The organism is Burkholderia sp. 22088 (assembly GCF_052045915.1).
GTDB classification, from domain to species: Bacteria; Pseudomonadota; Gammaproteobacteria; order Burkholderiales; family Burkholderiaceae; genus Burkholderia; species Burkholderia cepacia.
In genome coordinates, this window is record NZ_JBQEPY010000039.1 from 1 (window position 1) to 11065 (window position 11065).

13 protein-coding genes and 1 pseudogene are annotated in these 11065 nt (G+C 62.9%); 10 read left to right on the top strand and 4 right to left on the bottom strand.

What is annotated here, in order from left to right:
- Nucleotides 1–722: pyridoxal-phosphate dependent enzyme (locus ACTJLD_RS41170; RefSeq protein ID WP_440661771.1), on the bottom strand; the 722-nt coding region annotated here is incomplete at its 3' end.
- 547 nt (nt 723–1269) lie between these two features.
- On the opposite strand from ACTJLD_RS41170, the gene ACTJLD_RS41175 reads away from it, so the two are divergent.
- Nucleotides 1270–1755, top strand: coding sequence for a TniQ family protein (locus tag ACTJLD_RS41175; protein ID WP_124629333.1), 486 nt, complete (start codon nt 1270–1272; stop codon nt 1753–1755).
- Nucleotides 1756–2218: 463 nt separating this feature from the next.
- The gene (locus ACTJLD_RS41180; protein WP_226192409.1) at nt 2219–2692 is read left to right on the top strand and encodes a universal stress protein; all 474 of its coding nucleotides are present in this window, start codon (nt 2219–2221) and stop codon (nt 2690–2692) included.
- Between the two features lie 81 nt (nt 2693–2773).
- On the opposite strand, the gene ACTJLD_RS41185 is transcribed toward ACTJLD_RS41180, so the two are convergent.
- Nucleotides 2774–3265 (bottom strand): CreA family protein, encoded by a 492-nt coding sequence (locus ACTJLD_RS41185; RefSeq protein ID WP_124629262.1) that lies wholly within the window; start codon nt 3263–3265, stop codon nt 2774–2776.
- Nucleotides 3266–3494: 229 nt separating this feature from the next.
- Here ACTJLD_RS41185 and ACTJLD_RS41190 point away from each other — a divergent pair, with 229 nt between their 5' ends.
- The 6 genes from ACTJLD_RS41190 to ACTJLD_RS41215 all read left to right on the top strand — a co-directional run bounded on the left by ACTJLD_RS41190 (nt 3495) and on the right by ACTJLD_RS41215 (nt 7941).
- A complete protein-coding gene (locus ACTJLD_RS41190) occupies nt 3495–3971 on the top strand; it encodes a carboxypeptidase regulatory-like domain-containing protein (protein ID WP_124629247.1) in 477 nt (158 codons plus the stop codon).
- A gap of 274 nt (nt 3972–4245) precedes the next feature.
- Entirely contained in the window at nt 4246–4608 is a 363-nt protein-coding gene (locus tag ACTJLD_RS41195; RefSeq protein WP_431643034.1) for a DUF1924 domain-containing protein, read from the top strand.
- A gap of 12 nt (nt 4609–4620) precedes the next feature.
- Nucleotides 4621–5142, top strand: a complete 522-nt coding sequence (locus ACTJLD_RS41200) for a diheme cytochrome c (protein WP_175829914.1) — start codon at nt 4621–4623, stop codon at nt 5140–5142.
- Nucleotides 5108–5845: a cytochrome b/b6 domain-containing protein gene (locus ACTJLD_RS41205; protein WP_431643026.1), complete on the top strand. Its 738-nt coding sequence runs from the start codon at nt 5108–5110 to the stop codon at nt 5843–5845. Before ACTJLD_RS41200 ends, ACTJLD_RS41205 begins: the two co-directional genes overlap by 35 nt.
- Nucleotides 5846–5869: 24 nt before the next feature.
- Nucleotides 5870–6535 carry a response regulator gene (locus ACTJLD_RS41210; protein ID WP_059697164.1) on the top strand — a complete coding sequence of 222 codons (666 nt, stop codon included), beginning with the start codon at nt 5870–5872 and terminating at the stop codon, nt 6533–6535.
- Nucleotides 6532–7941: an ATP-binding protein gene (locus tag ACTJLD_RS41215; protein ID WP_431643028.1), complete on the top strand. Its 1410-nt coding sequence runs from the start codon at nt 6532–6534 to the stop codon at nt 7939–7941. The genes ACTJLD_RS41210 and ACTJLD_RS41215 overlap by 4 nt, the downstream gene beginning before the upstream one ends.
- Nucleotides 7942–8040: 99 nt before the next feature.
- Here the strand turns inward: ACTJLD_RS41215 and ACTJLD_RS41220 are convergent, their stop codons facing one another.
- On the bottom strand, nt 8041–8430 hold the full coding sequence (locus ACTJLD_RS41220; protein ID WP_059697185.1) for a hypothetical protein: 390 nt from the start codon (nt 8428–8430) through the stop codon (nt 8041–8043).
- A 211-nt stretch (nt 8431–8641) separates the two neighbouring features.
- On the opposite strand from ACTJLD_RS41220, the pseudogene ACTJLD_RS41225 reads away from it, so the two are divergent.
- Nucleotides 8642–8991: pseudogene (locus tag ACTJLD_RS41225) on the top strand (carboxymuconolactone decarboxylase family protein).
- Nucleotides 8992–9144: 153 nt separating this feature from the next.
- Nucleotides 9145–10044, top strand: a complete 900-nt coding sequence (locus tag ACTJLD_RS41230; RefSeq protein ID WP_155633637.1) for a cation diffusion facilitator family transporter — start codon at nt 9145–9147, stop codon at nt 10042–10044.
- 51 nt (nt 10045–10095) lie between these two features.
- Here the strand turns inward: ACTJLD_RS41230 and ACTJLD_RS41235 are convergent, their stop codons facing one another.
- Nucleotides 10096–10713, bottom strand: a complete 618-nt coding sequence (locus ACTJLD_RS41235) for a hypothetical protein (protein WP_440661775.1) — start codon at nt 10711–10713, stop codon at nt 10096–10098.
- Nucleotides 10714–11065: the final 352 nt, after the last annotated feature.

Consider the following 11065-nt stretch of genomic DNA (forward strand, 5'->3'; position numbering starts at 1 on the left):
TCGACGCGTTCACCCGCACGGAGCGACTGCGCCATCGCGCATGAATCCTCCGTCTGCACGCCGATCACCTTGATGCCCGGTCGCACGGCTTTCACGTAGGTCGCCACGCCGGACGCCAGGCTGCCGCCGCCGATCGGCACGAAGATCGCATGGATCGGCTTTTGATGCTGGCGCAAGATTTCCATCGCCACCGTGCCTTGGCCGGCGATCACGTCGGGGTCGTCGAACGGATGCACGAACGTCAGGTTCCGCTCCTTCTGCAACGTGAGCGCGTGCGCGTAGGCGTCGCTGTACGACTCCCCGGCCTGAATGACCTTGACACGCGAACCACCATGCCTGCGCACGGCATCCACCTTGACCTGGGGCGTCGTGAGCGGCACCACGATCACGGCGTGCACGCCCATGCGAGCCGCGCAGAACGCAACGCCCTGTGCGTGGTTGCCGGCCGACGCGGTGATGACACCGCAAGCCAGCGCATCAGCCGGCATCTGCGCCATCTTGTTGTACGCACCACGCAACTTGAACGAGAACACCGGCTGCTTGTCCTCGCGCTTCAGATGGATCGCGTTGCGACACCGAACCGACAGGTTGTGCGCGAAATCCAGATCGGTTTCGATCGCGACGTCGTAGACCCGCGCGGTCAGAATTTTTTTGAGGTAATCGAACGGCGCCGAAGGATGGGCGGGGCTCTGTACGTGCGCGTCGAATGGGTTTCGGTGCATGAACACGATGATTTCCTTTCCAGGTCAGGGTGGGCAAGCCTAGAAGCGGAAATGAAAAACCCGCCTCGGCGGCGGGTTTTCGTTATCGAGCAAGTACGCGCTAACCCACCATTCGGAGAATGGTGCGAATAATCAGCGCGATGGCGATGGCTCGATGTTCCATGGACACAAGGATTGACGATTATGAGAATGCTGTCAACCAGCGGCGCCTACGCTGAAAGCCAGTCGCATCACGTCGGGCGGCGGCACGTCCGGCGGTGTGCGTTTTCTTCGGTGCCGCTTGCGCATCCTGTCGTGGGGCAGTTTCAACGTGTGAGGTCAAGCGCCCGGCGGCTTTGGGTGAAGCGAACGCCGTGGCCGGACTGGCCGGTTTCAAGGCAGCAACCACGCGTGCCTGCACATCACGCTCACCCACCAGGCTGGACACGTGCTGGCGCGGGTGCTCAATCGCGGCGGGTGGCGGTCGGCCCGGAATGGCCATCGAGGCGATACCAGACCGCCCAGCTGAGTTGGGTCGGTATGCGCTGGTCACCACCGGCCGTGGCCCATCGCACCTCGCCCCTTCCTGGAAGAGGCGTTTGGTAGCTGGTTGGGTCGAATCGCGGCGCGGTATCAGACGAGCGTAGACTTGATCTGGGAATCGGGCACAGGCGTTGCGATGCCTAGCCTGACCAAGGCCGGCTGGATCCTCTTTCCCCCAGCTCCATCCCCAATCCTGAGCCGTCTATCTCGCGTAGCGCGGCTCAACGACGGCATTCTGAGCATGATCCAGACGCCGCAGGAGTGGGTCTTCGACCAGAAGTACTTGGTGTATTGCTTCAGATGTCTTGTTCTGAACGACGCCGATGTCACTGCATCACGATGGAAGAGGGAGTGGCTCGATCCGTCAGCCGACTACTGCCGGGTGCACCACAGCCTGCTCGAGACTGTTCCGCAATCGATTTTTGCCAGAGCTCCGAATTTCGACGCCGCACTGCGGGCGATATCACGTTATCGATGCCCACCGCTTAGGCTGAGCAAAACACTACGCTAGCGGTATTAGTGAACATTGCTAGCACTCCTTTGGGCACGGCTAGCATTGATTGTGAACTCCTACAATTGCAGACCTGACCGCGCCTCCCGGCCGGTTGAGCGACGGTTATCGCGTGCAGGGCAGAATCGTCATCTCGGAGCGCATGGATGAGCTGAGCGTACCGGTCGGGGCGTTGTTCCAGTGCGCGGAGCAGTGGTGCGCGTTCGAGGTCGATCACGGACGGGCGATACGACAGGTCGTTCAGATCGGACAGCGCAACACGGATGCCGCTCAAGTGCTCGCTGGCCTGCAGGTCGGAAAAACCGTCGTCGTGTACCCACCGACTACACTTTCGGAAAACATGCCGGTTCGGTCGCGCTAGACGTGATTTCAAACCGTTGACCTGGCGCAACACAAGGGCCCGGCGTGCGTCGATGATGAGGATGGGCGCAGCGAGCGGGTTAAGTCATTCAGCGAGGTTTGCATGTATACGAAAATCATGATTGCCATGGACGGCAGCCCGTCATCGAAACAGGCGCTTGTCGAAGGTATCAAGCTGGCCAGATTGTGCGGCGCCAGCCTCTTCGTCGTGTTCGTCGTCGACAGATCCACCCTGTTCGCATATGGCGGGCGCGTCGAGCCTGAAGAATTACTCAATGAGATCCGGCACTATGGCGAGTCGGTGTTGCGAGATGCCGTTCAGGCGATTTCGAACGCAGCGTTACGCGGCGACAGGGAAATTATCGAGACTGAGGCCGGTCAGGATGTCCCGGAGCGCCTTCAGCGCTACGTTGTCGACAACTCAATTGATCTGGTCGTGATCGGGACGCACGGGCGACACGGTGTGCGGCGACTCTTTCTCGGCAGTGTCGCGGAACGCTTTCTGCGCGGATCGACTTGTCCGGTCCTGCTCGTGCGCGGTAACGATGTTGCATGCGCCACCTCTGCGACAGCTTAACGCCACCACGGACAGTGTGCGTTGATGGCTTGCGATGATTGTGCAAGCTGTCGGACGACTCGCCGCGGACCGGCGCTCGATTCACTTGCCTGCCGCATCCTGATTTCCGAAAATTGCGGGCAACCGGACGACGTCCACGTGTCCGGGCAGATCGCCCGCCAGATCACTCTTGGCGAACGAGAAATACAACACAACGAGACGCCGAATATCCAGAATCCGAATTGTGTGTATCGATCTGAAAACCGGATCGATCGATTCGTCAAACACCTGTGCCTGTTGCGGCACGCGTGCCGTGGTCGAGAGCGGTCCGACTTGGTGACAAGACACCGAAGTTGCCGTGGCTCCAGTATTTCGGTTATGGAGATTGCGTCCATCACTCGCCGAGACCGGTTCGGAAATAAAACACGTCACGCCCTTGAGTAGCGGGTCATCGTACGCAGAAATGCGGATATGCGTGCCGTAACGTTGCGAATGCGCAGGTATGCGCGCCAACTCTTCGGCATTCGAACTAGAGGCGGTAAGGAGGGCTAGAAGAGCGGAGGCAAGATGCCGCCTTGATCGTGATTGAATCATCATGGGAATCCGTACACTTCGTTGGCTTCGGGACTCGAAGTCGACTGAAAACAGACTAGATTCCCTGCCGAATGATCGATTGATTTGAGTCAAGATCGAATTGCCAGACAGCGGGATCCTGACCACGAGTTCAACGAGATTTGCGCAGGACACCTCGACGGTCGCCGTATACGCCCCGTGTTCAGTCGGAAGCCGATCTGGAAGACGTCATGCGCAGGCGGAGAGAATCATGTCGACGAGAATCGTCTGCGCTCTGTGCGCGTCAATATGTCTTCTTGCTGCGGCTACGGGCACCTATGCCGACACTGCTTTGAAACCTATCGAGCTTGGGGGGGTGACATACGTGACCGGCGGCATCGGTTCAGAAGAAGTCGCTGCGTTTCGCGAAGTTGCCTCCCGCTATAACCTTCGAATGACCTTTGTATCGAAAACGGGTGAGTACTTGTCTGACGTGGATGTCACGATCCTGAACGGCACGCGGCATGTTCTCACGGTACGAACGGGCGGCCCGCTGCTGTATGTGCGCCTGCCAAAGGGGCGCTATACGGTATCCGCGCGCGATCGTCATATACATGAGACGAGGCAGGTCCAGGTCGATGCTCGTCGTGGCATCGATATCCGGTTTTACTGGGAAGATCCCGACCAGCACGATGTCATGCGCCTATGCTCGGGCTGCGCAGGGACGGGGCGACATAGGGTGCGATAGCGCTTACGATCCGTATGACGAATTCGTTCTCCATGGATCTTCGGAGAAAAGGAGATGACTTTGGCTGACATATCACGGTCGCAGACTCGCTCCGGCTGCTCCGGGCGTTCAACGGGATCGCGCGTGCCGTGCGGCATTGTGCCGACTAACTAACATCAGGACGTTAAGAATGCGGTAAGGAATTCGCCAGAACATGAACGCATCGACCAGGAGAATCACGATGCGGATATCCCGTTCCGTGCGCACGCTTTGTTTCTCATGCCTTTCGGTATCGATGCAGTTTGCCGCCGTTGCGTTTGCCCATGCCGAGACACCTGCTCAACTGCTGGACGGCTATGTGGCGCAGGCAGGCTCAAGCGCCGTGCCGTCGCGAGGGCAGCAGTTCTTCGCGTCCCGACACGGGCGCGACTGGAGTTGCGCGACCTGTCATGGAAGTACGCCGACCGGCCAAGGCCGGCACGTGGTCACCAGCAAGACCATCGAGCCGCTAGCTCCCGCGTTCAATCCGGCACGGTTCACGGACCAGGCGAGGACCGAAAAATGGTTCCGCAGAAACTGCAAGGACGTCGTCGGGCGTGAATGTTCGGCAATCGAAAAGGCTGACGTCCTGAGCTGGCTCATGAGCCTGAAACCCTGATGGCGAACAATCATGAACGACGTTGACACGACAACCTCCTTGCGCGGAATTGCTCCCGTCCGATATGTGCGCGCAAGCGTGCTCGCGCTGCTGCTGATGTCGCTGCTGCCTTGCGCGGCACTGGCGGAAGACGAAACGAGAAGCGCCGCGATTCCGTTGCTGCCCAAGTACAAGCAGGAGTGCGCGACCTGCCATGTCGCCTATCCGCCCGGGGCGCTGCCCGCCGAGTCCTGGCGGCTCATCCTGAACGGTCTCGACCGCCACTTCGGCACCGATGCGACGCTGGATCCGACAACGATCGGGCAACTGGAGACATGGCTGACAGCACACGCAGCGACGGGCGCCGCGGCTCGCCGCCCGCCCGAAGACAGGATTACCCGGTCGGCATGGTTCGTCGCCACGCACGACGAGGTGCCTGCGTCCGTCTGGCGCAGCGCCGCGGTCAAGCGGCCGTCGAATTGCGCCGCATGTCATACGCAAGCAGACAAAGGAAACTTCGATGAACGATTCGTCCGCATCCCGGGCACACGGTGAACCGGAGCGCTCGCGTCCCGCACGGATACTGGTCTGGGACGCTCCACTGCGCGTATTCCACTGGCTGACGGTCATCGCCTTTGCAGGCGCGTGGCTGACCGCCGAGAGCGAGCGCTGGCGGCTGATGCACGTCGCGTTCGGATACACGATGCTGGCGCTCGTCGCGTTTCGCGTCGCATGGGGCGTGGCCGGCACGCGTCATGCGCGGTTCTCGTCGTTCGTACGTTCGCCAGCGGCCGTTGTGCGCTACGTTCTGAGCCTTGCAAAAGGCCGGCCCGAACATCACGTTGGCCACAATCCGGCCGGCGCGGTCGCGATTGTCGCCATGCTGACGATGACGGTCGTCGTCGGATTGACCGGTTGGGCAGCCTATAACGGAAACGGCGAATCGTTCGGTGATCTTCACGAGGGCGCGGCGAACGTGATGCTCGCGCTCGTCATGGTCCACGTCGCCGCTGTTCTCGTCAGCAGCGTCTTGCATCGCGAGAATCTGGCCGGCGCGATGGTGACCGGCTACAAGCGCGGTGCGCCGATCGACGGCATCCGGCGTGCGTGGTGGGGGATCGCTTTCGTGATGACGGCAGCGGTGATCGGTTGGTGGTGGACGCAATGGCAGGCGGCACCGCAGCCCGTTCAAGCGGATCGGCCCGTCGCGACGGACGCCGGCCGCCCCGTGCACGGGGCGGGCCGGGACGACGACTGACGGACACGGGCGGAGGACTCGATCGTGCGCATCCTGCTCGTGGAAGACGATGTCCTGCTCGGAGACGGGATTCGAGCCGGATTGCGCCAGCAAGGGTTCCAGGTCGACTGGGTGCATGACGGCGACGCGGCCCAGCGCGAGCTGCGCGCGCATGTTCATGCCGCGGCGGTCCTCGATCTCGGATTGCCGCTCATGGACGGCATGGACGTGCTGCAGCGCATTCGCCGCGACGGGATAGCGTTGCCGATCCTGGTCCTGACCGCGCGCGATGCCGTGCCCGACCGCATCCGGGCGCTCGACATGGGCGCCGACGACTACGTGATCAAGCCCGTGGACCTGTACGAACTCGGTGCGCGCTTGAGGGCGCTGGTCCGGCGGTCTCATGGTCGTCCGACCGAGCGGCTCCACGCGCAGGACGTCGAGCTCGAACCCGCGTCGCGAACCGCGCGCCGCGCCGGCGTGGCCGTTGCGCTGTCCACGCGCGAGTTCGACCTGTTGCACATCCTGATGCTGAATGCCGGCCGGGTGCTGTCACGCGAGCAGATCGAGCAGTACCTGTACAGCTGGGGGCAGGAGGTGGAGAGCAATGCCGTCGAAGTCCACATCCATCGCTTGCGCGCCAAGCTCGGCAGCGAGCTGATCCGAACGGTGCGCGGTGTGGGTTACGTGTTGATGCGGGACGATGCATGAAAGCCGTGTTGCCCGCGCGTTCGCTGCATGGCCGGCTGCTGACGCTCGTGCCGGCCGTGGTCCTCGCCGTCTGGCTATCGACGTTGATGCTGACCTGGCTCGATGCGCGGCGCGAGATCGACCGGCTGCTCGACGGCCACCTCGCGCAGGCGGCGGCGCTGCTCGTCGCGCAACAGGCGCGCGGGCCGGATGACGACGACCATGCGATCGACGCGCCGATTCTTCACCCGTACGGGCCGCGCGTGGCCTTTCAGGTGTTTCACGACGGGCAGCTTGGCCTGCACTCCGAAAACGCGCCGTCGAAGCCCATGGTGGCGCCCGAGCTGATCGGGCGCGATCGACGCTCCGGATTCTGGACCGTCGTGATTGACGGGGACGCGTGGCGGGTATTCGTCGTGCACGGCGTGCACGACGATGTCGAGGTGTTCGTGGGCGAACGAATCGATTCACGCAAGGCGATCCTGGGCGCCGTCATGCGCAGCGCATTGTGGCCGATGGCGGCTGCGTTGCCGTTGCTGGTGCTGGCCATCGGCTGGGCGGTTCGCCGCGGCACGGCGCCGCTGCGCGATTTCGGGCGAACGCTGGCGAAGCGGAATCCGCAGGCACTCGACACGATTCGGCCGGACCTGACACCGCTCGAGATGCGGCCGATGCTGGATGCGCTGAACGGCCTGTTCGAGCGGATTCGTGCCGTGATGGACGCGGAGCGCCGATTCACGGCCGATGCGGCTCACGAGTTGCGCACGCCGCTCGCGGCCGTCAAGGCGCAGGCGCAGGTCGCGATGGCGGAGCCTAATGACGAGCGACGCCGACATGCACTGCGGGGCGTGCTCGAAGGGTGCGATCGGGCCGCACGCCTGGTGGATCAGCTCCTGTTGCTGTCGCGTCTCGATGCGGGCGCGTTGGCTGACCGCGCACCGGTCGACGTATCGACCCTGGCGAAACGGGTGGTCGCGGAGGCTGCGCCACGGTCGATCGGGAAACGGCAGAGGCTGGAACTCGATGCGCCGTCGCCATGCATCGTCGGCGGCAACGAACCCTTGCTCGAGTCGATGGTGCGCAACCTGGTCGACAACGCGATTCGCTACAGCCCGCCGCTGGCGTGCATCACCGTTTCGGTCGGACAACGAGAACGGCGCACCGTGCTGCGGGTCGAAGACAGCGGCCCGGGCATGGGCGACGACGATCTGGACCGGCTGGGTGAGCGATTCTTTCGGCCTGCGGGAACCGGGCCAAGTGGCAGCGGCCTTGGGTGGTCGATCGTGCAGAGGATCGCGGCTGCGCATGATGCCGATGTTCAGGTTGACCGATCGCCCGCACTTGGCGGACTACGCGTGACCGTGTCGTGGCCTGAGTCTGGCGAACCCAGTCCGGCTACGCGCTCGACCCGTCATACGCATGACTGAGACGACGGGCCAACGTCACCGCATGGCGCGGTGCACACGAGAATGGCTGTAGGCAAATAGGTTCGACGCGCTCGTTGCCGGATGCGCCGAATCGCGCGATCACTGCCCGGCAGCGCCGCTTGCGGGGTTGGGCCAGCCGTGCATGTAGCCGGGCCCCATGCCCATCCCCATGCCTTGCCCGCGATGCATGCCGCGCATGGGGGGCGCGTCGGGGAGCTTGATTCCGCGCGCTTTCGCACGCTTCTGCATCTCGGCATGATGTTCGGTGCGGATTTTCTCGCGCTCCGCATCCGACGCCGCCGCGAGCATTCGCGTACGGTACTCGGTCCGTTCGGCCGTCGTCATCAGTTGACTGCCATAAATCATGCCTCCCGACTCGACAGCAGGGCCAGGAGCAGGCTGGCGAGGCTGGGCGTCCGCAAGGCCGGCCGTCACGGCAATCGCGACGCCAATCAGGAGCGAAACGGTGAACCTGTTTGCTCTGGACATGATGCTCTCCAAGTCGTTTGCATGAGTCCAACGGTACGCAGAACGGGCGGTGGGTCCTTTGTCGCAGATCAAGTCTTGCCGAGCGTCCGTCAATACCATCGAATACATGCCCGAGATCACGCAGTTGTCAGACGCGCGGTGCATCATTGCCCGCCGCAGAAGTGAAGCGTCGTGAGCCGTCCAGATTCTCTCGTTTCGGAGTGGCCCAGCCATGTCGAACTCGTTGCGTTATCGTGAAAGAACCGCCGAAGTCGCCGAGCAGATGCGCAAGCTTTGGCAGTCACAGCCAGAACTTCTGTCCGCCTTCGGCGCGTTGGGCGCGGCCGCTACCAAAGATGGCGCACTGACGAAAAAGACACGCGAGCTCGTCGCGCTGGGCATCGCGATCTCGTGCCGCTGCGACGACTGCATCGGCTTCCATATGCAATCGCTGATCAAGCTGAAGGCGACGCGTGAGGAGGTCGAGGAGGTTGCTGGTGTCGCCGTCTACACGGGGGGCGGCCCGTCGATGATGTATATGCGGCACATGCGCTGGTGGCGTTCGACGAGCTTTCGACGTGAATGCCGGCGACCGTCGCTACCAGAGACGCGTGCATGGGCCTTCTGGTCCGCTTGCGACTATCCGACTTTGCTCAACCTTGGAACGTGACCAAAATCGTGATGTCACAGCAATCTGACCTTGTTTCGGAAGCCGTCGCGGAAGCGACGCCCGCAATGGCCACTGCGGCCACGCGAAGTACCTGGGTGAGCGTTGCGGTCAACCTTGCACTGAGCATTGGACAAGTGGCGGTCGGTACCCTGTCCCGATCACAGGGCCTCGTGGCGGACGGGATTCACTCATTGTCCGACCTCGTCGCGGATTTCGTCGTGCTGCTGGCCGGCCACCATAGCCGCAAGCCCGTCGACGAAAAGCACCCTTACGGCCATCAGCGCTTCGAAACCGGTGCGTCGCTCGCACTCGCGGCAATCCTGCTGGTGGTGGGGGGCGGGATGCTGTGGTCCGCGATCCAGAAGCTCGAGCATCCGGAGACGATCGCGCGCGTCCATGTCACGGCGCTATGGGTGGCGATCCTTGCGCTCGTCGCGAAGGAGAGTCTGTTTCGTTACATGCTTGCGGTCGCAACGCGGGTGAAGTCGAGCATGCTGGTCGCCAATGCATGGCACGCGCGTTCCGACGCCGCATCTTCGCTGGTGGTTGCGTGCGGCATCGTCGGCAACCTGTTCGGCTACCCGCTGCTCGATCCCGTCGCCGCGCTGATCGTCGGCGGGATGATCGTGAAAATGGGCGCCACGTTCGGCTGGGACGCATTGCATGATCTGATGGACCGTGCGGCCGACGCTGAAGATGTGCAGGCGATCCGCGCAACGCTGGTTGCGACACGGGGCGTGCTCGACGTGCACGACCTGCGCACGCGCAAGACCGGCGATTTGATCCTCGTGGACGTGCATCTCGACATCGACGCTGATCTTACGGTCGCACAAGGGCACGACATTGCGGTGGACGCGCGTGCGCGCGTGATGAGGCATCACCGCGTCCTGAATGTCATGACGCACGTCGATCCACGGAAGCGCGAAAACCTCCCGGAGGTCGCATCCGGGATACATGTCCGGTAGCCGGGAGCGGCTGGCCGATGCGCCCGATCGAAAGATCGCGTGCGCCGTGTGTCAATCGGAACCGCGCGGATGACGGCCGCGTCTGAACGTCAGCCGGCGTTCGTTGACGAGCGCACGCCAATCGAGCTTCATCAATGCGAACACGAGGCCGAGCAGGACCAGTTGCGTGACGACGAAGTAACCGCCGAGATACGTGCCTTCCAGTTCCGATTCCACGTCCAGTCGGGTCGATGCAAAGCGGCCGAGATGCGCCCAGATCGCATAGGTCGTTGCGCGGCCGATGAAGAACGCCGTCGCGATGATTCTGAGCGGCAACCCGGAAAGCCCGTATGCGATGAAGAGGTAGTTCGACGGCAGCGGGCTCAAGGCGTAGAAGAAGAACGCGCCGGCGGTGAGCGTCCGGTGCTGTCGCAGCCAGCGCGTGGCGACGTCGATATTCTCGCGGTCGGATTCCCGCATCCAGCGGGAGCGGACGAGCGATCTCGCGAAGGTCGCCAGGATGACACGGCCCGTCGTCGCCGCGCCGGCCGCCACGACGGCAAAGATGAACGGATTGCCGTCGGGCAGGTTGAACCCGACCCACGACATCGCCACCCACGTGGGCGGGGCGAACGCCGGCATGAGATTCAGCAGAAGAATCAGCACGAAGAGCACAGCCAGCGTCAGCACGATATCGACTCCAGACCATCCGGTGTCACGGCTCAATTTTGCTGAGGAAAGGGGCCGATGGCTTGACTCACGTCAAGCAACGCGGCGTGCCGGTCGCTCACGGGACGCACGCCGTCCTGACCCATGTCAATGCTCGAAGCACGGCGCTTCCTAGACTGATGCCACGCCGTCCGCAACCGAAACCGGATGCGGCGAACACCACCATGCACGGCGATCGGAGCAATGGCCATGTACCGAGTCCCCTGGTCGATCGATCTCGTGTTGCTGATTCTGGCGGCCGCCACGCTCGCCGGCGGCGGCGTATGCGTGGCGTTCGGCCAGCCGTCGCTCGCACGATTCGCCTGGCTGCTGG

Excerpts from the sequence above, each read along its gene's own strand:
- ACTJLD_RS41190 (WP_124629247.1), top strand. The coding sequence starts at position 3,495 with ATGTCGACGAGAATCGTCTGCGCTCTGTGCGCGTCAATATGTCTTCTT.
- ACTJLD_RS41205 (WP_431643026.1), top strand. The coding sequence starts at position 5,108 with ATGAACGATTCGTCCGCATCCCGGGCACACGGTGAACCGGAGCGCTCG.
- ACTJLD_RS41200 (WP_175829914.1), top strand. The coding sequence starts at position 4,621 with ATGAACGACGTTGACACGACAACCTCCTTGCGCGGAATTGCTCCCGTC.
- ACTJLD_RS41230 (WP_155633637.1), top strand. The coding sequence starts at position 9,145 with ATGGCCACTGCGGCCACGCGAAGTACCTGGGTGAGCGTTGCGGTCAAC.
- ACTJLD_RS41195 (WP_431643034.1), top strand. The coding sequence starts at position 4,246 with ATGCAGTTTGCCGCCGTTGCGTTTGCCCATGCCGAGACACCTGCTCAA.
- ACTJLD_RS41185 (WP_124629262.1), bottom strand. The coding sequence starts at position 3,265 with ATGATTCAATCACGATCAAGGCGGCATCTTGCCTCCGCTCTTCTAGCC.
- ACTJLD_RS41215 (WP_431643028.1), top strand. The coding sequence starts at position 6,532 with ATGAAAGCCGTGTTGCCCGCGCGTTCGCTGCATGGCCGGCTGCTGACG.
- ACTJLD_RS41180 (WP_226192409.1), top strand. The coding sequence starts at position 2,219 with ATGTATACGAAAATCATGATTGCCATGGACGGCAGCCCGTCATCGAAA.
- ACTJLD_RS41220 (WP_059697185.1), bottom strand. The coding sequence starts at position 8,430 with ATGTCCAGAGCAAACAGGTTCACCGTTTCGCTCCTGATTGGCGTCGCG.